Genomic DNA, 18,843 nt, shown 5'->3' with positions numbered 1-18,843 from the left:
TCCGGCTCCAGCATGGAATTTGAATCAGAAGTTCACCGCCTGGGGAATCCTGATTCCGGCAAAAAACATCATGTTCTAGAAGGAGGCGGAGATTCTCCGCCAAATTCAAGCCGGTGGTTATGGGTCCCGGCTCAAGGCCGGGACGACACCGTTTGTGTGGCGAGCAGCGTGGCTCTCACGCCGAGCGGGCCAGCGCGCCGTCGATCATCGCCACCGCGTTGTTGATGCCGTAGACCGCGACGAAGGAGCCGAAGCGCGGGCCCTTCTCCTGGCCGAGCAGCACCTGGTAGAGCATGTTGAACCAGTCCAGCGAGACGCCGGGGCGGCCGTCCTTGCCCTTCTTGGCGTGATCGAGGAACGGCTCGCGGCGGCCGATCTCGTAGACCACGTTCTGGATCTCCTCCGCCGTCGCCTCAGCGGGCAGGTTCGACAACGCGTCGCGCAAATCCTGCAGCGCCACGCGCTCGCCCTCGGTTGGCTCGCGGAAGGTCTTGGTCGGCGCGACGAAGTCGCGATAGTAGTTGATGGCATAGCCGACCATCGCGTCGAGCTTGGGGTGGGTCTGCGGCGTCACGCCCGGACGGTAGCGGCCGATGAAGCCCCACAACGTCTCGGCATTCTCGGCGTTCGACGACGACACCAAGGTCAGCAGCAGCTGGAACGTCACCGGCATGTCGGCCTTCGGCGGCCGCCCGGAATGGATGTGCCAGACCGGATTGCCGAGCTGCTGCTTGGCGTCCTGCTTCGGGAAGCCCTCGAGGAACTGCTGGTAGTCGTCGACATTGCGCGGGATGACGTCGAAATACAGCCGCTTCGCCGCCTTGGGCTCGCGGTACATGAACAGAGACAGCGATTCCGGCGAGGCGTAGCGCAGCCACTCGTCGATGGTCAGGCCGTTGCCCTTCGACTTCGAAATCTTCTGGCCCTTCTCGTCGAGGAACAGCTCGTAGTTGAAGCCCTCCGGCGGCGTGCCGCCGAGCGCCGCGCAGATCTTGCCCGACAGCTTCACCGAATCGATCAGGTCCTTGCCGGCCATTTCATAGTCGACGCCGAGCGCGTGCCAGCGCATCGCCCAATCCGGCTTCCATTGCAGCTTGCAATGGCCGCCGGTGACCGGAACGGTCATGCGCTCCTTGGTCTCCGGATCGTCATAGGAGATCGTTCCGGCCTTGGCGTCGTGCTCGACGATCGGCACATACAGCACGAGGCCGGTGCGCGGACAAATCGGCAGGAACGGCGAGTAGCTCGCCGCGCGCTCCTCGCGCAGCGACGGCAGCATGATCGCCATCACTTTCTCCAGCCGCTCCAGCATGCGCAGCAGCGCCGCATCGAACTTGCCCGAGGTGTAGTAGTCAGTCGAGGAGGCGAACTCGTATTCGAAGCCGAACTTGTCGAGGAAGGCGCGCAGCCGCGCATTGTTGTGGGCGGCGAACGACGGATATTCGTTGGAGAACGGATCCGGGATGCGCGACAGCGGCTTGCCGAGATGCGAGGCAAGCATCTCCTTGTTCGGCACGTTGTCCGGCACCTTGCGCAGGCCGTCCATGTCGTCGGAGAACGCGATGAGCCGGGTCTTGATCCTGTCCTCGGTGAGCACGCGGAAGGCGTGGCGCACCATCGTGGTGCGCGCGACCTCGCCGAACGTGCCGATATGCGGCAGGCCGGAGGGGCCATAGCCGGTCTCGAACAGCACCTCGTCCTTCGGAGTCTTCTTCAGCCGGTTGACGATCGCCTTCGCCTGCTCGAACGGCCAGGCGTTGGAGTTCTCGGCGAGCGCGCGCAGGTCGCTCGGGCTGGGAAGGGCGAGATCGATCGTGGACATCTGACAGTACCGGTTCAAAGCAGCAGAATTAACACTAGGCGTCATCGCGAGCGAAGCGAAGCGATCCAGAGTCTCACACGCGGCTCTGGATTGCTTCGTCGCTCCGCTCCTCGCAATGACGGTGGATGCGCAGCGATGGTGGGTTCGGCGCGATGCGCCGTATCCACCGGCAGGTTTAACTCTAGAACGGGCTGATCGAGAAATAGCGCAGCCACAGGTCAGTGTAGCGGCCTTTTTCCCAGACCCGGAACAGCGCCCAGTTCAAGGCCTGGCGCAGGAGGTCGTTGCCCTTGCGCACGGCAATGCCGACGCCCTCGCCGAAATAGCGGCTTTCGACGAAAGGTCCACCGGAAAAGGCGCAGCAATCGCCGGAATCAGTGCCGTTGACCCAGAACGCCAGCGAGATGCCGTCGCCGAAGATCAGGTCGACCTCGGAGCGGCGCAGCGCCTGCCGCAGCGCCTCGTCGTTCGGATAGGTCTTGATCTCGGCGTCGGTGAACATCGCCTTGAGGTAGGCCTCATGCGCGGTGCCGGCGACGGCCCCGATCTTCTTGCCCTCGAGGAACTCGGGGCGGATCTCGGTCATCACGGCGTCGCGACGGGACACGAAGCGCGCCGGCGCCCGGTAATACGGATCGGAGAAATCGGCCCGCGCCCGCATCTGCGGTGTCACCGCGATCGAGGCGATGATCGCGTCGCCGCGGTTGGAGGACAGCGCGTCGAGCAGGGTCTCGAACCGGCGCATCTGAATGGTGCAGGTGACCTTGATCTCGTCGCAGATCGCCCTGGCGAGATCGACGTTGAAGCCGGCGGGGTTGCCGTCCGGACCGGTGAAATTGAACGGCGGGTAGTCGGTCTCGGTGAGGAAGCGGATCACGGTGAGGCGCGACAGCTCCGGCCGCTCCGGCCGGCGGCGCGGATCCCAGAATCCCGGCACGGCCTGCGGCGCCGCTTCGACGGCGGGCCGGACCGGCGCCTGCGCATGGGCGTCCGAGCCGGCGGCGCCCAGGCCAAGGCAGAACAACGCCGCGGCGACGACGGCGCCGGTGCGAGAAACGGAGTTCGAGGGTCGTGACAAGACGGTCGGCATCAGCGGTCCCGAGGGTCAACGTGCCTTATAGACCATTCAGGCGCGAATTCGAGGCTGGATTCCGGTCAGGCGCGGCCGCCCAGCCTGAGCGTTAACGCCGCTCAGAGGTACTTCTTCAGATCCGCCGCCGCTTCCTCGGGGGTCCGTTTCAGGTTGAACGGCGCAACGAACCGGCCGTTGCGGTCCATCAGATAGACCAGCGCGGTATGGTCCATCGTGTAGTCGCCATCCTTCAGCGGGACCTTCTTGGCATAGACGCGGTACTCGGTCAGCACCTTGGCCAGAACCTCGGGATCGCCGGTCAATCCCTTGAGGTGGGGGTCGAAGCTCGAGAGATACTCCTTCATTGTCGCCGGGTTGTCGCGCTCCGGATCGACGGAGATGAAGTAGGCGTTCACGGCATCGGCATCCTTGCCCATCGCGCGCAGCACCTCGGAGATCTCGAACAGCGACGTCGGACAGACGTCCGGGCAATGGGTAAAGCCGAAGAAGATCAGCGTCGGCCGGCCTTGCAGGCTCTTCTCGGTGACCGTGGCCCCGCTCTGGTCGGTCAGCTGGAACGGTCCGCCGATCGCGGCAGGGGCTGCGATGTTGCGGCCGCCGCCCATGAGCAGGAACATCAGCGACAGCCCGACCACCAGGCTGGCGGCGAAGGCGCCGATGATCACCAGCGGACGGGTGACATTGGACTTCATGCCAAGGTTCCTTCTCTCAGAAGCAGGCCTGCCAGCCGGCCGCGATCATGTCGAAGAAGACCGCGGTCCCGTACTGCAGCCAGAGTATCGCCGCGGCGGCAGCGAGCCCCAGTGCCGCGACGATAGCCGTGATGGCCGCGACAGGACGGCGCGCGACCGTTGCGGCCGGTATCTCTTGCGGCGCGGAAAGAGGCTGCATGATGGCGTACTCACCCGGCGGGCGCCGGCCGAACGGCCCATCCCACCCCGTAACGCCTGAGATAAGCCCCGCGGACGGCTGAGGCAAGCGCCGCTTGCCCGACCGCGGATCATGCGCTCCGGGCGGAGCGCGGTACACGTCAATGCGAAGCAGACGTCCTAATGCGAAGCAGACGCCTTGGCGGCTCCCGGCGACATCGCCGGAGCGTTGGGCGCGACCTGAGGATTGGGCGGTGAAGCGGCCTGGGCGTCCATGTAGCAGGGCTTGTACATCGCCTGCAGCTCCTTGCCCTTCAGGAAGATCATCCGGGGGGTCAGGCCGCCGCGCTGGGTGATCCAGCGGCGGATCTGCGACGGGTACATCGAGTACAGCATCTGGGTCGCCTCCGGATTGGTGACGGCCCGGCCGTTGGTGCCGAAATCCCAGGCGGCGTGGAAGCCGAGATTGGCGTGCGAGGTGACGCAGATCTTGTCGTGGGGAATGGCGCCGAGAACGATCGTGCAGGCGGACGCGCACAGACCGTCGATGATCACATACTCACCGGACGACCGCAGGCCCTGGTATTTGTCGACATAGGTCCCGATCCGACCGCCGCGGTCATCGGCAATGCGGACCACGGCCTGGCTCGCACTGACCCCCGACAGCAAGAGAACGACCGCGAGCAACCCCGTCCAAAATTTCATGTCGAGCCCCAGTTCAACCCGGCGAAACCGATCTGACCGACTTTGGTACACTTCGTGTGATGCACGTCTTGTGATGCACGCCTTGCGATACTTGGACTGCGGCGGACCTTTGCAATCACGAGCCCATCCGCAGAACCGGAACGCGAAGGCCAAATCCAAATCGCAAATGCAGCGTGTTTCGAGATCGTGTTTTTGTCCAGGAGAGCGCAGCGACCGACGCCAAATTCAGCGCGAGTGTTGCAGGCCCGCTGCACCAATGAGTCGCGATCACGCGAAACCGGTCCAACCCTGGTTCCGGACATGGCAGCCGCGCCACGAGCTTGGCGAAGGCTCGGCGTGATTCGCCGGGCACGACGGCATTCGCGCCACGGCGGCGCAAAATCCCCGCAGAATCACGGGGCGCGCGGAAGCCGCGCAAACACGGCGACGACACGCAAGGCGGCGGTGTTCGGTCACCTTGCGCACACGGCGTTGCACATGGATGACGGACGATGCTTGCAAATGATCATGCGGCGCGCGACAGCCTCGGGTCAGGGTTGCACTGCGTTGATGCAATCAGAGGTTTTACGGCGATTTCGCCACATTCGCGCCACGTACCACCGCAGGCCGCGCGCACGCGGATCGGCCGCCGGAGCCGACCGTCCTGCTCGGATCGTGCGTTCAAACGGAGGACGTCGGCGTAGCCGGCTCGCTTCGGAGCGAGGGGTCGAACTAACCGTCGGGCAGGCGAACGCTTGCACCGAACGTGACGAGCGGCGCATCGGCCGCGCCGAGCTCGATCTGGCGCGACGGCACTTCCTGATAGCGGCCGTCTTCAGTTTTTCTTAACTCATATTGCCAGACCGTTAACGTCTCGCCGCGCGCGAGCGCGTTGCGGATGCGACTGGCGCCGCGGCCGGGCAGCTTGAGCAGATCGTCGCGCATCATGCCGATCATCGACGGGCTTTCGCCCCGATGCAGCTCGAAGAACACCATGCGATTGGGCTTGTCCTGCGGCTTGAGCACGGTATCCGCCGTGAACAGCACCAGGCAGATCGCAACGGCAATCAGCTTCCAAGTGTCGGACAACATGAGACGCATTCCCCGCACCGCCTCCGCGCAAAGACCTAGGTCTCGCGCCGACGGGCGGCAACTTACAGTTTGGTCATGAGGGTTGAGTTGACGTTGGACGTAATCGATTCGTCGCGCGAACGGCGCGATCATCGGCATGCCATCGTTCACAACATGGAGAGCACCGATGACCGACACTCAGATCGTCGCCGACGGTTACATTGCACTGTGGAACGCGCGCGATGCCGCGCAACGCCAAGCCCTGCTCGCTCGGCACTGGAGCACCGAGGCCAGCTATGCCGACCCGCTGATGCGCGGTGACGGCCATGACGGAATCGACGCCCTCGTGACCGGCGTCCAGCAGCGCTTTCCCGACTTTCGCTTTCGCCTGCGCGGCACCCCCGATGGCCACGGCGACCACGTCCGCTTCTCCTGGTCGCTCGGCCCCGACGATGCCGAAGCCCCGATCGAAGGGACCGATTACGTCGAACTGGCCGGCGGCCGCATCCGGCGCGTGACCGGATTTCTCGACAAGGTGCCGCCAGCCGCCTGACGGCCAGCACAGCCGCCTGCACCGGGGCTCCCATGTCGCCGTGGCAGAGCAGGCGCCGTGTGATTGCGCTACGTCAACGTCGACCCTGAACCGTGACGGCAAGACGCTGCCGGCGCGACGCATTCAGGATCGCCGGAGACAGGCGTGCAGCAATCAAGTCCCATCGATGATCCCGCAATGGCGGCCGGCCCGCTGGCTGCCATTGCGACCTTGCCCGAGTTGTGGCGCTGGCGCGTCGCGCAGAGTCCCGACCACGACGCCTATCGTCACTGCGACCCGGATACCGGCCGATGGACGAGCTTCTCCTGGCGCGAGATCGATGCCGTCGTTGCGCGCTGGCGACGCGCCCTCGCGGCGGAAGACCTGGCCCCGGGCGAACGCATCGCTATCCTGATGCCGAACGGCCTTGCGCATCTCGCGATGGATCAGGCGACGCTTGCGCGGGGGCTGGTGCCGGTCCCGATGCACGCCGTCGACAATGCCGACAGCATCGCCTACATCCTCGCGGATTCCGGCGCGCGGCTGCTGCTGGTCGATTCGGACGAGCGCTGGGATGAGATTGCCGCGGTCGGCCAGGCCCTTCCCGAGCTCAAGCGCATCATCTCCGCCGGACCGAACCATCATGGTCCCGCCCGCTCCGCCGACGATCGCCTCGTATCGCTGGAGGCGTGGCTGGGCGCAGCCGACGCGGCACCACCCGAGGCCCCGGTCACGGTCGCGCCGCACGACCTCGCCGCCATCGTCTACACCTCCGGCACCACCGGCCGGCCGAAAGGCGTGATGCTGTCGCACGGCAACGTCGTCGCCAACGTGAAGGCCATCCACCAGCGGCTCACGGCCGGCATCGACGATTTGTTCCTGTCATTCCTGCCGCTGTCGCATACGTTCGAACGGACAGCCGGCTATTACTACCCGATCGCGATCGGCGCCTGCGTCGCCTATGCGCGCTCGGTGAAGCAGCTGTCGGACGATCTCGTCCAGGTGCGCCCGACGATCCTGGTCTCCGTTCCCCGCATCTATGAGCGGATCTATTCGCTGGTGATGCATCACCGCGCCATGGCCAATCCGCTCGAACGCGCACTGGTCGACCTGACGATCGCGATCGGCGGCCGCCGCTTCGATGCGCAGCACGGGCGCGGCACGCCTCTCTCCACGTTCGACCGCCCCGCCTGGCCGCTGCTGCAGCGCCTCGTCGCGCAAAAGGTGCTGGCGCGGTTCGGCGGGCGGCTGAAGGTCGCGGTCAGCGGCGGCGCGCCGATCGCCGAGCCGGTGGTCCGTCTGTTCCTGTCACTCGGGCTCGAGGTGCTGCAGGGCTACGGCATGACCGAGACCTCGCCGGTCGTCAGCGTCAACACGCCTGATGACAATGACCCGCGCACCGTCGGCCGTGCCCTGCCCGGCGTCGAGGTTCGCATCGGCGTCAATGACGAGTTGATGGTGCGCGGACCGAGCGTGATGCTCGGCTATTGGCGCAAGCCGGAAGAGACCGCGCGCGTCAAGGAGGCCGACGGCTGGCTGCACACCGGCGACCAGGCCCGCATCGACGACGGCCGCATCACCATCACCGGGCGGATCAAGGACATCCTGGTGACCTCCACCGGCGAGAAGATCGCACCGGCCGATCTCGAAACCGCGATCCTGACCGATCCGCTGTTCGAGCAGGCCATCGTGATCGGCGAGAACCGGCCGTTCCTGACGGCGATCGTCGTGCTCAACGCCAAGGGCTGGACCGAGCAGCAGGCCAGATTGGCTGCGCACGGGCAGCGCGGCCCCGGCGCTGAAGCCGCTTCGCTGCTGCGCCACATCGCCCGCACCGTAAAGGCCTATCCGTCCTACGCGACGCCAAAGGCGGTGCACTGGACCTTGGAGCCGTGGACGGTGCAGCAGGGCCTGATCACACCGACGTTGAAGAACAAGCGTCCGGCGATCGAGCGAGCGTTTGCGAAGGAGATCGACGCCATCTACGCGAAGCGGCCGGCGGCAGCGCAATGAGCCGTTGACGCTGAAAAAGCCGGGGCGAGATTGGAGCGGGCGAAGGGAATCGAACCCTCGTATGCAGCTTGGGAAGCTGCCGTTCTACCATTGAACTACGCCCGCGCTCGTCCATGCTTAGCCGAGAGGAGGCGTTTCGCCAAGCGGCTTGTTGCCGCGAGCCGGACACCGAGGCGATCCGCGGGCGCCGCGGCGCCAGCGGGCTCGCCCAATCGTGATCGGCTCGAGACCGCCGGCCTGGGAACGGGCCGAAAAGCGGGTGCTTGTGCTGATCAGGCGGCACCTCCTCGCCTCGCCGTCAGGCCCATGGAAGCTGACCACATGAACAGCCATCACCGCGCCTCCTCGGCTTCGGCAGCGCTCGCGATTCTCTCGCGTCCCTCGGCGCCCGATATCTACACACTCGCCTGCGGCCTGTTCCTCACGGTCGCGCCCTGGCTGTTCGGCTTTGCTCGCGCCGCTGGCCGGATCGATGCCGCAGTGGTCGGCACGGCGGTCGTCGCGCTGTCGGTCGGCGGTCTGCTGGCATTTGCGGATTGGGAGGAGTGGCTCAAAGTCGCATTGGGCGTTTGGCTGATTGCGGCGCCTTGGATGCTCGGCTTTGCGCACAGCTCGGCGATGCATGTCAGCATCGTCATCGGCGTCGCCGTCACGTTCCTGAGCCTGCTCGAACTGTGGCTCGCGCATGATCCTGATTTTACTGGCGACCGATCCACCATGGGGCAGCGCATCTAACGACGTGGCATCTCCACCTCGAAGGCCGCTACGCTGCGTTGCATCCCGCCATCGCAATACCGTTGCGACCATCACGACGCAGTGCTTGACAAGCATGACCCAAATCAGGGCAAACCCCGCCCCGGTCGCGCCGCGCTGTTAACACGCTGTTAACAAAATTGATGCGGGCGACCGCGACGATGTTATGCTTGTGGTGTGGGGTTGGGGTGGCGTCATGGGGCGTGGGTATACGATCTTTGATACGGCCCTCGGCCGTTGCGGCATTGCGTGGAGCGATGCGGGAATCACCGGCGTGCAACTGCCGGAAGCACGCGAAATCGAGACGCGCCGGCGCATGTTCCGGCAGTTTCCCGAAGCACGGGAGGAGAGCCCGTGTTCAAATACTGAACTTGCGATCAAGACCATCAGCGCCATGCTGCGCGGGCAGGATGTCGACTTCTCCCACGTCGTCCTCGACCTCGGCGGCGTGACGCCGTTCAATCAGCGCGTCTATGACGCCATTCGCGCGATTCCGCGCGGAGAAACGCGCAGCGCCGAAGAGCTCGCGAATGAGTTGCACGTTCCCGGCGCGCTGCATTCGATCGTGCAGGCGCTGTCGAAAAATGCGTTCGTGCTGATCGTTCCCTGTCATCGCGTACGAGAAATCGGCAATGGCCTGGACAAGCCGTCGCCCAACAGCGGCCTCATCTCCAAACGGCGGCTGCTGGCGCTCGAAGGCGCCAAGACGCCTGCGGGCTTCACGCTGTTCGACGCCTTGCTGGCCGCGGAGCGGCCGCGCGCCGCATCGCGCGCACGCTGAGATCGGGGCGCGCAACGCTCGCGCGCGCCGGCGTTGCAGCAAGCCACTCGCCTTTTGCGGACCATGCATTAGATTTGCGGAATGACCGCGACGATCCTGTTCGAAAGCCGAGACGTCACCGTGTCCGAGTTCCGCTGCGCAGCGGTCCCGGGCGAGCGTCCCTATGTCGAGCAATTCGGCGGCTACTCGCTGTCCTATGTGCGCAAGGGCAGCTTCGGCTGCCATCACCGCGGCCGCTTCCACGAACTCGTCACCGGCGCTCTGCTGGTGGGCCACCCCGGCGACGAGTTCATGTGCACGCACGACCACGTCTGCGGCGACGAGTGCCTGTCGTTCTTTTTTGCTGACGAGCTCGTCGACGAGATCGGCGGCAACAGACAGGCGTGGCAGACGGGCGCGATTCCGCCGCTGCCGGAGCTCATGGTGCTCAGCGAACTCGCACAGGCTGTCGCGACGCGCGAGCAGACGCTGGGCCTCGACGAGATCGGACATCTCCTTGTCGGCCGCTTCGTTGCGGCGGTCACCGGCCGTCAGAAGCGTTCGATCAAGCCGAGCTTGCGCGATCGCCGGCGCGCGGTCGAGACTGCGCTATGGCTCGACGACAATGCGCATGAAACCATCGATCTTGCCGGCGCCGCACGCGAAGCCGGCGTCAGTCCGTTTCATTTCCTGCGGCTGTTCGCGGCGACGCTCGGCGTCACGCCGCATCAATATCTGATCCGGGCGCGACTGCGGCGTGCGGCGCGGCGTCTGAGCGAGGAGGACACCCCGGTCACCGCCATCGCCTACGACACGGGCTTTGCCGATCTCTCCAACTTCACCCGCACCTTCACGCGCGCCGCCGGCATCTCGCCCGCCAAGTTCCGCAAGGCTTCGCGCGGCGAGCGCAAGATTTTCCAAGAACGGATAAGCCGGCACTGATTGGATGATCCCAATGCACGCGGCCCCGCGTGCGGCACTTGGGAGATCATCGATGTACGATCATATCGGCCTGAAGGTCAGCGATCTCGACGCGAGCGTGCGGTTCTACACGTCTGCGCTCGCGCCGCTCGGCCACATTCTCTGCTCGAAGGACGAGACTTCCGCCGGCATCGGCCCGAAGGGCGAGCCGGCGCTGTGGCTCTATCTCGACAGGACCGGACGTAGCGGCGCAGCGCATGTCGCCTTCCGCGCCAAGGACCATGCGGCGGTCGCAAAGTTCCACAGCGAGGGGCTGAGGGCGGGCGGCAGCGACAATGGTGGCGCCGGGCCGCGGTTGGATTACAGCCCGACCTACTACGCGGCGTTCCTGCTCGATCCCGACGGCAACAACATCGAAGCCGTGTGTCCGTGAGAGCAACGTCATGGCATCGATCTACAAGGATGTTTCCATTGCACTGCCTGCAGACGCGGTGTGGGCCGTGGTGCGCGATTTCGGCGCGGTCCATACCAGGCTGGCGCCCGGCTTCGTGGTCGATACCAGGCTCGAGGACGATGTCCGCATCGTCAGCTTCGCCAACGGCAACGTCGTGCGCGAGCAACTCATCGATTGCGACGATGCGCGGCGGCGCATCGTCTATGCGATCGACGATCCACGCATGACCCGGCACAGCGCCTCGATACAGATCATCCCGGACGGCGAAACTCGCTGCCGAATGATCTGGATTACCGACGTGCTGCCGCACGCCATCGGGCCTTACATCGCGCAGCAGATGGAGATCGGCGCGCGCACGATGCAGGGCACGCTGGGGAGGCTCGCCGCCTAGCCCGCGCGCCGCACCGGCGGAGCCTCCGCGACGGAAGCAAGCTCGGCCGTGACCACGGCCGGGCTGAGCTCGACCGTGGCCGGCTTCGGTCCCCAACGGGTCAGCATGACACTGGCGAGTGTGAGCACGCCGAGCAGCACCATCGAGGTCGCCGCCAGCATGAAGAACTCGCCTTCTGTCGCGGCATGCTGCAGCAGATAGCTGCCGCCGACGGCAATGAAGACGAGCCGAACCGTCTGCGCGAGCACCGGTCCGAGCACCTTGGCCGCGCCCTGCGATGAGAAATACATCGAGATTGCGAGACCGATGAACGCATACATCGGCGCGGCGATGCGCAGATAATGCGCGCCGGCGGCGCGCGCGCTCGGATCCTGCGTGAAGATATCGACCCACACTTGCGGGACGAACGCAATCAAGGTGGCGAGCGCGCCGACTGACGTGAACGAGACGATGCCGGCCGTCCAGGCGATGCGACGAGCACGCGCGACACGCTCGGCGCCGATCGCCATGCCGACCATCGGGACCGACGCCATGCCGACCGAGAACGCCACGGTGGTCATCATGAACTCCAGCCGGGCACCGATGCCGTAGCCGGCGAGCACGGCGGTGCCGAAGCCGGCCAGCATGTGCGTGAAGATCGCGATCGAGAGCACCGACTGCAGGGGTGAGAAGCAGGCGACCGCACCCACTTTCAGGATGTCCGCGAACATCGCGCCGCTGATCTTGAGGCCCCGCAGCTTCGGCCTGACGCGCGCGCGGCCGGAGAACAGGTACCAGCCCATGACCGAGATGCTGACGCTGAAGGCGAGCAGCGCGCCGGCGGCGACGCCGCGCATGCCCAAGCCGAGGCCCAGACTAAGCGTTCCCCCGAGCACGATCTGCAGCAGCGCGGAGCTCAGGATCATGAACGACGGCAGCTTCATGTTGCCCGTGCCGCGCAGAATGCCGGCCATCGAGTTCATCAGCCAGGGCAACATGGCGCCGCCGAAGAAGATCTGCAGATAGGCCACGGCGTGGGTCAGCACCGTGCCGCGGCCGCCGAGCGTCTCCAGCAGGCCGGGTCCGAACGTGAGCATGCCGACCATGAAGGTCGCGCCGAACGTCAGCGCGATCAGCAGCGCATGCGAAGCCAGCGTCGAGGCGCGGTCGGTGTCGCCGGCACCGAGCGCACGCGCAATCGCCGAGGCGACGCCGCCGCCCATCGCACCGCCGGACATCGTCATGGTGAGGATCACCAGGGGGAACACCAGGGCCATCGCGGCCAGCGCCTCGATGCCGAGCCGGCCGATATAGGAGGTCTCGGCGATGACCACGCAGGTGCCAGCAGTGTTGGCGATGATGTTGGGCCAGGCCAGCGACAGCAATGTCTTGAGGATCGGCCCGTCGGCCACCGCGTTCCGCGCCGGCTTGACGGGCGGCACGGGCCGCCCCTCGCCGACCGGAGTGTCGGCCAGGCCGATCTCGGACATGTTCGCTCCCCGCGTGGCTGCGGTTGGTGTCGCAGCGCAATTATCGGTCGTCTCTAGCACATCGCGGCGTGCGCCGGATGCATTGGGGGTGCGCGCGCGGCGCGCAGCGCGCTACAGGCGGAAGTGCTTGGAGAGCTTCAAGCCCTGCGCCTGGTAGTTGGAGCCGATGCGGCTGCCATACATCGCGTTCGGCCGCGCCAGCATCTTCTCGTAGACGAGCCGGCCAACGATCTGGCCGTGCTCGAGGATGAACGGCACCTCGCGCGAGCGCACCTCGAGCACGGCGCGGGAGCCCTGCCCGCCGGCCCCGGCATAGCCGAAGCCGGGATCGAAGAAGCCGGCATAGTGCACGCGGAATTCGCCGACCAGCGGATCGAACGGCACCATCTCGGCGGCGTAGTCCGGCGGCACCTGTACGGCCTCCTTCGAGGCGAGGATGTAGAACTCGCCGGGATCGAGGATCAGGCTGCCGTCGGGCCGCGCCTTGATCGGCTCCCAGAATTCCTCCACCGGATAGCCGCCGCGGCGGTCGACATCGACGACCCCCGTATGGCGCTTGGCGCGGTAGCCGACATAGCCGTTGGCATTGCTGCCGGAGAGGTCGACGGACAGCGCCACGCCGCCGGTGAGATCGGCATCGTCGCGATCGACCAGCCGCTCGGCCTCGTGCAGCGCGATGAGCTCATCCTCGGACAAGACGGCATCGCGGTAGCGGAAGCGGACCTGGGAGAGGCGCGAGCCCTCGCGCAACAAGACGGGAAACGTCTTGGGGCTGATCTCGGCATAGAGCGGGCCGTGATAGCCCGCGCCGATCATGTCGAAGCGGCGGGTGCCGTCGGCGATCACGCGCGTGAACACGTCGAGCCGCCCGGTCGAGCTCTTCGGATTGGCGGCGGCGACGATGTCCTTCGGCAGCGCCAGGCTCTCCAGCAGCGGCACGATGTAGACGCAGTTGGTCTCCAGCACCGCGCCATCGGCGAGCGCGATCTCGTGCAGCTTCAGCTCGTCGATGCGCTCGGCCACCGTGGAGCCCGGCCCCGGCAGGAAGCTCGCCCGCACCCGATAGGCCACGTCGCCCAGCCGCAAATCCAAGCTCGCGGGCTGGATCTGGCTCTCGACGAAATCGTATTCGGGAATGATCAGGCCGGCCTCGGCCATCGCCACGATCATGCGGTCGGGCAGGATGCCATGGGCGTCGGCGGGAAGCGAAAACGGCAAGACCTGATCCTTTGCCGGAATGGCGGCTATGCGAGCCTATATAGGGTCTTTTGACCGGTTATCCGATGGCTGGCTTGACGGAAAGGCCGGGTGGGACTATGAGCACGACTTATCCCGTGGTGATTTGAGCCGGCCGGCTTGCAGCCACGTTAAATAAGTCGCTAAACAGGCCGGGGACGATTGTGATCCCGGCCGTGAGGAGTTTTCCCAGGCCGGTTTTTTTGTGCCCATCGCCAGGCGCGGTGGTCACGATGGAGGTCACATGTCGAAGTCCCCCGCGAAGGCGCCGGCGTCGTTCGCCCACTACCGTCCCGAAACCCGGCTGGTGCATTCCGGCGGCCTGCGCTCCGAATTCGGCGAGACCGCCGAGGCGCTCTATCTCACGCAGGGTTTCGTCTACGCCACCGCCGAGGAGTGCGAGGCGCGCTTCAAGGGCGAGGATCCCGGCTTCATCTATTCGCGCTTCTCCAACCCGACCACGGCGATGTTCGAGCGCCGCATGATCGAGCTCGAAGGCGCCGAGGCCTGCCGCTCGGCCGCCACCGGCATGGCCGCCGTCACCACCGCGATCCTGGCGCCCCTGCGCGCCGGCGACCATGTCGTCGCGGCCAAGGCGCTGTTCGGCTCCTGCCGCTACGTCGTCGAGGACCTGCTGCCGCGCTACGGCATCGAGTCGACCCTGGTCGACGGGCTCGACCTCGACCAGTGGCAGAAGGCGGTCCGGCCGAATACCAAGTCGTTCTTCCTGGAGAGCCCGACCAATCCGACACTCGACGTGATGGATATCCCGGCGATTGCCGAGATCGCGCACGCGCATGGCGCGCGGCTGATCGTCGACAACGTCTTCGCCACCCCGATCTGGCAGAGCCCGCTGGCGCTGGGCGCCGATGTCGTCGTGTACTCCGCGACCAAGCATATCGACGGCCAGGGCCGCTGCCTCGGCGGCGTGATCCTGTCGTCGGAGGCGTTCATCGCCGAGCACATCCACAATTTCATGCGCCAGACCGGCCCGTCGATCTCGCCGTTCAACGCCTGGGTGCTGCTGAAGGGCCTCGAGACGCTCGCTGTGCGCGTGCGCGCGCAGACCGACACGGCGGGCAAGGTGGCCGACTTCCTCGCCGCGCATCCGAAGATCTCGCGGCTGATCTATCCGGGCCGCGAGGACCATCCGCAGGCGGCGACGGTCAGGAAGCAGATGCGCGCCGGCTCGACCTTGGTCGGCTTCGAGGTCAAGGGCGGCAAGCCCGCGGCGTTCCGCACGCTCAACGGGCTCAAGCTCGCGCGCATCTCCAACAATCTCGGCGACTCCAAGACGCTGGTCACGCATCCCGCAACTACCACGCATCAGCGGCTGACGCCGGAGGCGCGCGCCGAGCTTGGGATCAGCGAGGGCTTCATCCGCTTCTCCGCCGGCCTCGAGCATGCCGATGATCTGATCGAGGATCTCGACGCGGCCCTGAAGGCCGCTTAGCGAATGGCGAATTGGCAGTAGCGAATAGATGGTCCCGTCCCCTATTCGCTACGCGTTATTCCCTACTCGCCCTCGTCACATCGGCCGATAGGTCAACACCTCGGACGGCGCGTTGATGCCGAGCTTCACCTGGCCGACCGAGCGGATGATGTCGTCGCCGAGCAGCTGGGCGAAGCAGGCGTAGCCCCAGTCGCTCATGTGCAGGCCGTCCGAGATCACGAACTCATTCATCGGGATCGCCTGGCGCTCGTGCCAGTCGCGCATCACCTCGAAGCGCGGGAAGATGCCGGCGTGATGCAGCTCGGCGATGCGGCCGAGCAGCTTGTTCATGCGGCTGGCGTTCTCCGAACGCTCGTTGACCCTCGGCGAATATTGCAGATCGACCAGCACGACGTCGGACGCCGCCGCCTGGATCTTGGCGACGCCGTCCTCGACCAGCTTGGCGGTCTCGGTCGGATCGAGGTCGCGCAGCACCGCATTGGTGCCGACCTGCCAGATCACGAGATCCGGATGACGATCGATCACCGACGTCTCCAGCCGTTTCATCATTTCCGGCGCATCCTCACCGCCGACGCCGGCATTGATCACGGTGATGTCGGCCATCGGATATTGCCGGCGCAGCTGCGCTGCGAGCCGGTTCGGATAGTTGTAGTCGGGCGTGCTCGCGCCATAGCCCTGCGTCGATGACGAGCCGAAGGCGACGATGACGACCGGCAGGCCGGAGGCCAATTTGTTCGCCACATGCGGCAGGGAAATGAAATTCTTCTTCGCGACGCCCTTCGGCGGCAGGCAGGGCACGCGGTTGAAGATGTCGCTCGCGGACTTCGCGACCTGCTTGACCTTGTCGATCGCGCGCTCGGTGATGCTGCGCGACTGCGACGGGGTGGCGGCCATGACCGCCGCACTCGCGGGCGACTGCGCGTCCGTCATGGCTGGCGCATTTGCCGGCGGCGACGTCTTGGCCGCAGGATTGACGGCGGCGATCGGACCGGGCGCCGGATTGCCGGCCTGAGCCACCATGACGTGGCCGATGGTCGGACGCAATTCGCTGACCGCAAACTCGGCAGCCACCTCGGCGCCCTGCGCGCGTGCGAGCTGCGGGCTGATCGAGAGAGCCGTCACCAGGACCACGGCAGCCGAAAGCATCTCCCATGTCCCAGATACGCGGCACAATTTATTCGAACACATAGACAACATGACCCTAGTTCTGCTGCGCCGGACCGACATGCGCCGCGTCGATGATGAACTTCGACAGCGCCCGTCCGAGGCAATCATGAACCTGCTTGGCCAGCTCGACCCCGTGCGTCGGATTGAACAGGTCGAAATCGCCCTGCTCGTTCCATTGCCGCATGATCGCGAAGCGATCGAACAGCGGAATGTCGCGCTGCTGCGCCACCACCCGCATGTTGTCGACATAGGGCGGCACGGAAATCAGCGTTTCCGTCCGCGGGCTGTATTGCAGGTTCATCAAGACGACATCAGCTCCCGCTCTCTGCAGCGTCGCCACACCGTCGTCGACCGCCTGCCGGAACTCATCAGGATCGATCGACCGCATGGCGTCGACCGTTCCGGTCTGCCAGATGACCAAATTAGGCCTTTTTCCTTCCACCAGTTTAACAAGATTTCCGGCGATTTCCTCCGCCGTCTTTTTCGGCTGCAGCTCGACCGTCAGGTTGATGGTGACGGCCGGAAGCTTGTCCTTCAGGGCCGCCTGCAGCCGGTAAGGATACGCGGCGGCATCCGCCGTGCTGACGATGGAGGATGAGCGGCTTCCGACGACGAGAATATCCAGCGTGCGGGCGGTCTTGACGGCGTCTGCAACTTTCGGGAGTGGGCTCTCGGTCGTCAGCAGGTAGGCCGGCACCTCGCAATTCTGCGGCGCGTCTTCCGCGCGCGCAGACGCTGCCAGCGTCACCGCCAGCGCTGCGATACCAAACCTTAACCACGAGACGGACTTCATCAGCCCCCTCCCGCCAGATCGGCGTTGCTGCGCGCACCTTTTCGCGCCGCGCCCTTATCGGCCTCACGCTTGTACCACGAAATCAGCGACGCCACCCCCCACATGATGAGGATGCCGCACAGGCTGATCACCGCATGCATCATGGCGCCGCCCGACACTTCGGCAAGCACGAAATGACCCGCGAACGCCAGAAACACGCCGAGGCAGAAGATCTCCAGCGAGTGTTGCCCGCAAACAATCAGCGGCCGCAGCCAGCGTGACTTCAGCAGCGGCCAATCCTTGCGCAGATAGTGCACGGTGAGTGCTGCGAGTGCGAGGAAATGCGCGAAACGCAACACGTCAAGATCGGTCTTGTCGATCGGATACATCCATTGCTCGATTCGGCGCGGCATCAGATGACCGAGCTGCGGGATGTACCAGGTCAGGGTGACGCAGAAGGCCGCGACCAGATAGGCGACGCAGAGCCCGAGCGTGATCGGGGAATTGATGATGCGTGACATGCGCTGTGCGCCGCCGAGCGCGCACCACGCGCCGAACACGAACAGCAATTGCCAGGCGAACGGATTGAAGGCCCAGAAGCCGTTCGGATAGGCGGTGAGATAGAGATCGAGCTCCCAGGTGACCGCGTAGAGAACGACCGACAGACCGAGGGTGACATCGGGACGCCAGCGCATCAGCCACAGGATCAACGGCAGGAACAGCATCAGCACGATGTAGAGCGGCAGCACGTCCATGTTGACGGGCCGGAAGCGCAGGATCAGCGCCTGCACGATCGTCACGTCCGGCTGCTTCAGGAAGTCCATGATCCCCATCTCTTCGGTGTAGAGCGGGTTCTCGAAGCTGGTCGCAACGTAGGAGATTTCGGCGAGGAAGATCGTGAACAGGAAGACGTGGGCGACGTAGATCTGCCAGACCCGGCGCAGGATGCGCGCGGTGGCGACGATGAAGCCGGCGTCCTGCATCGCGCGGCCGTAGACGAACGCGGCGGTGTAGCCGGAGATGAAGATGAAGATCTCGGTGGCGTCGGAGAAGCCGTAGTTGCGGATCGTGAACCAGGTCAGCAGATTCGGCGGCAAATGATCGATGAAGATCAGCCACAGTGCCAGCCCGCGGAACAGATCGAGCCGCAGCTCGCGCTCACCGACTGCCGGGAATGTGATTGCGGGTGAAGCAGCCTTCGCCGGCGGCGCCGCTGCCGGGGCAGCCGTGATGGCGGGCGCGCCCACGCTCGCAGCCGCAGCCGTTTCCGCGAGCGACGTCGGCGCGGCAGCGGCGGGCGCGGATGGTCCGGAAAGGCGATCGGCAATCGACGTCATCAGGCACCACGTCAAGGCTGCCAGCCTGGAAGGCCCGGCAGGGCGA

The 18,843-nt window shown here is 65.6% G+C and carries 19 protein-coding genes, 1 tRNA gene and 1 riboswitch; of the genes, 8 read left to right on the top strand and 12 right to left on the bottom strand.

From position 1 onward, the window contains the following. Positions 1 to 175 precede the first annotated feature (175 nt). The 6 genes from ACQR1Y_RS10705 to ACQR1Y_RS10680 all read right to left on the bottom strand — a co-directional run bounded on the left by ACQR1Y_RS10705 (position 176) and on the right by ACQR1Y_RS10680 (position 5,698). Positions 176 to 1,822 (bottom strand): lysine--tRNA ligase, encoded by a 1,647-nt coding sequence (locus tag ACQR1Y_RS10705; protein ID WP_434880066.1) that lies wholly within the window; start codon positions 1,820 to 1,822, stop codon positions 176 to 178. Between the two features lie 181 nt (positions 1,823 to 2,003). Next, positions 2,004 to 2,912 (bottom strand): transporter substrate-binding domain-containing protein, encoded by a 909-nt coding sequence (locus tag ACQR1Y_RS10700; protein ID WP_434880065.1) that lies wholly within the window; start codon positions 2,910 to 2,912, stop codon positions 2,004 to 2,006. A 101-nt stretch (positions 2,913 to 3,013) separates the two neighbouring features. After that, on the bottom strand, positions 3,014 to 3,607 hold the full coding sequence (locus tag ACQR1Y_RS10695) for an SCO family protein (RefSeq protein WP_434856435.1): 594 nt from the start codon (positions 3,605 to 3,607) through the stop codon (positions 3,014 to 3,016). Between the two features lie 16 nt (positions 3,608 to 3,623). Then, a complete protein-coding gene (locus ACQR1Y_RS10690) occupies positions 3,624 to 3,806 on the bottom strand; it encodes a hypothetical protein (protein ID WP_434880064.1) in 183 nt (60 codons plus the stop codon). A 158-nt stretch (positions 3,807 to 3,964) separates the two neighbouring features. Continuing rightward, a complete protein-coding gene (locus ACQR1Y_RS10685) occupies positions 3,965 to 4,489 on the bottom strand; it encodes a hypothetical protein (RefSeq protein ID WP_434856437.1) in 525 nt (174 codons plus the stop codon). A 711-nt stretch (positions 4,490 to 5,200) separates the two neighbouring features. Then, positions 5,201 to 5,698, bottom strand: coding sequence for a hypothetical protein (locus tag ACQR1Y_RS10680; protein WP_434856438.1), 498 nt, complete (start codon positions 5,696 to 5,698; stop codon positions 5,201 to 5,203). A 28-nt stretch (positions 5,699 to 5,726) separates the two neighbouring features. Between ACQR1Y_RS10680 and ACQR1Y_RS10675 the strand changes: the two genes are divergently transcribed. Together ACQR1Y_RS10675 and ACQR1Y_RS10670 are read left to right on the top strand one after the other, a co-directional pair. Further along, positions 5,727 to 6,092 carry a nuclear transport factor 2 family protein gene (locus tag ACQR1Y_RS10675; RefSeq protein ID WP_434856439.1) on the top strand — a complete coding sequence of 122 codons (366 nt, stop codon included), beginning with the start codon at positions 5,727 to 5,729 and terminating at the stop codon, positions 6,090 to 6,092. A gap of 144 nt (positions 6,093 to 6,236) precedes the next feature. Then, on the top strand, positions 6,237 to 8,084 hold the full coding sequence (locus ACQR1Y_RS10670) for an AMP-dependent synthetase/ligase (protein ID WP_434880063.1): 1,848 nt from the start codon (positions 6,237 to 6,239) through the stop codon (positions 8,082 to 8,084). Positions 8,085 to 8,115: 31 nt separating this feature from the next. On the opposite strand, the gene ACQR1Y_RS10665 is transcribed toward ACQR1Y_RS10670, so the two are convergent. Then, a tRNA-Gly gene (locus ACQR1Y_RS10665) sits at positions 8,116 to 8,189 on the bottom strand. Positions 8,190 to 8,405: 216 nt separating this feature from the next. Between ACQR1Y_RS10665 and ACQR1Y_RS10660 the strand changes: the two genes are divergently transcribed. From ACQR1Y_RS10660 to ACQR1Y_RS10640, 5 genes are all read left to right on the top strand, one after another. After that, positions 8,406 to 8,819: an SPW repeat protein gene (locus ACQR1Y_RS10660; RefSeq protein WP_434880062.1), complete on the top strand. Its 414-nt coding sequence runs from the start codon at positions 8,406 to 8,408 to the stop codon at positions 8,817 to 8,819. Positions 8,820 to 9,033: 214 nt separating this feature from the next. Beyond that, on the top strand, positions 9,034 to 9,618 hold the full coding sequence (locus tag ACQR1Y_RS10655) for a methylated-DNA--[protein]-cysteine S-methyltransferase (RefSeq protein WP_434880070.1): 585 nt from the start codon (positions 9,034 to 9,036) through the stop codon (positions 9,616 to 9,618). Positions 9,619 to 9,699: 81 nt separating this feature from the next. Next, positions 9,700 to 10,539, top strand: coding sequence for a helix-turn-helix transcriptional regulator (locus ACQR1Y_RS10650; RefSeq protein WP_434880061.1), 840 nt, complete (start codon positions 9,700 to 9,702; stop codon positions 10,537 to 10,539). A 52-nt stretch (positions 10,540 to 10,591) separates the two neighbouring features. Next, entirely contained in the window at positions 10,592 to 10,951 is a 360-nt protein-coding gene (locus tag ACQR1Y_RS10645) for a VOC family protein (protein ID WP_434880060.1), read from the top strand. 10 nt (positions 10,952 to 10,961) lie between these two features. Next, a complete protein-coding gene (locus tag ACQR1Y_RS10640) occupies positions 10,962 to 11,363 on the top strand; it encodes an SRPBCC family protein (protein WP_434880059.1) in 402 nt (133 codons plus the stop codon). On the opposite strand, the gene ACQR1Y_RS10635 is transcribed toward ACQR1Y_RS10640, so the two are convergent. Then, positions 11,360 to 12,832, bottom strand: coding sequence for an MATE family efflux transporter (locus ACQR1Y_RS10635; protein WP_434880058.1), 1,473 nt, complete (start codon positions 12,830 to 12,832; stop codon positions 11,360 to 11,362). The genes ACQR1Y_RS10640 and ACQR1Y_RS10635 overlap by 4 nt on opposite strands. 111 nt (positions 12,833 to 12,943) lie before the next feature. Further along, complete coding sequence (locus ACQR1Y_RS10630; RefSeq protein WP_434856446.1) at positions 12,944 to 14,050, bottom strand: 2'-deoxycytidine 5'-triphosphate deaminase; 1,107 nt, start codon at positions 14,048 to 14,050, stop codon at positions 12,944 to 12,946. A 106-nt stretch (positions 14,051 to 14,156) separates the two neighbouring features. Next, a riboswitch (SAM riboswitch) is annotated at positions 14,157 to 14,236 on the top strand. A gap of 76 nt (positions 14,237 to 14,312) precedes the next feature. Between ACQR1Y_RS10630 and ACQR1Y_RS10625 the strand changes: the two genes are divergently transcribed. Then, entirely contained in the window at positions 14,313 to 15,521 is a 1,209-nt protein-coding gene (locus ACQR1Y_RS10625) for an O-succinylhomoserine sulfhydrylase (RefSeq protein ID WP_434880057.1), read from the top strand. A gap of 75 nt (positions 15,522 to 15,596) precedes the next feature. Here ACQR1Y_RS10625 and ACQR1Y_RS10620 read toward each other — a convergent pair whose 3' ends face one another. The 3 genes from ACQR1Y_RS10620 to ACQR1Y_RS10610 are packed head-to-tail and all read right to left on the bottom strand — an operon-like array spanning position 15,597 to position 18,797. Next, a complete protein-coding gene (locus tag ACQR1Y_RS10620; RefSeq protein WP_434880056.1) occupies positions 15,597 to 16,667 on the bottom strand; it encodes a GDSL-type esterase/lipase family protein in 1,071 nt (356 codons plus the stop codon). Between the two features lie 55 nt (positions 16,668 to 16,722). Continuing rightward, positions 16,723 to 17,481: an SGNH/GDSL hydrolase family protein gene (locus ACQR1Y_RS10615; RefSeq protein ID WP_434880055.1), complete on the bottom strand. Its 759-nt coding sequence runs from the start codon at positions 17,479 to 17,481 to the stop codon at positions 16,723 to 16,725. Next, positions 17,481 to 18,797, bottom strand: coding sequence for an OpgC domain-containing protein (locus ACQR1Y_RS10610; RefSeq protein WP_434880054.1), 1,317 nt, complete (start codon positions 18,795 to 18,797; stop codon positions 17,481 to 17,483). The genes ACQR1Y_RS10615 and ACQR1Y_RS10610 overlap by 1 nt, the downstream gene beginning before the upstream one ends. Positions 18,798 to 18,843: the final 46 nt, after the last annotated feature.

Origin of the sequence: Bradyrhizobium sp. HKCCYLRH3099 (genome assembly GCF_051167855.1) — a bacterium.
Lineage (GTDB): Bacteria > Pseudomonadota > Alphaproteobacteria > Rhizobiales > Xanthobacteraceae > Bradyrhizobium.
Note: the sequence above shows the minus strand (reverse complement) of the source record. Positions and strands in the feature narration are given on the sequence as shown.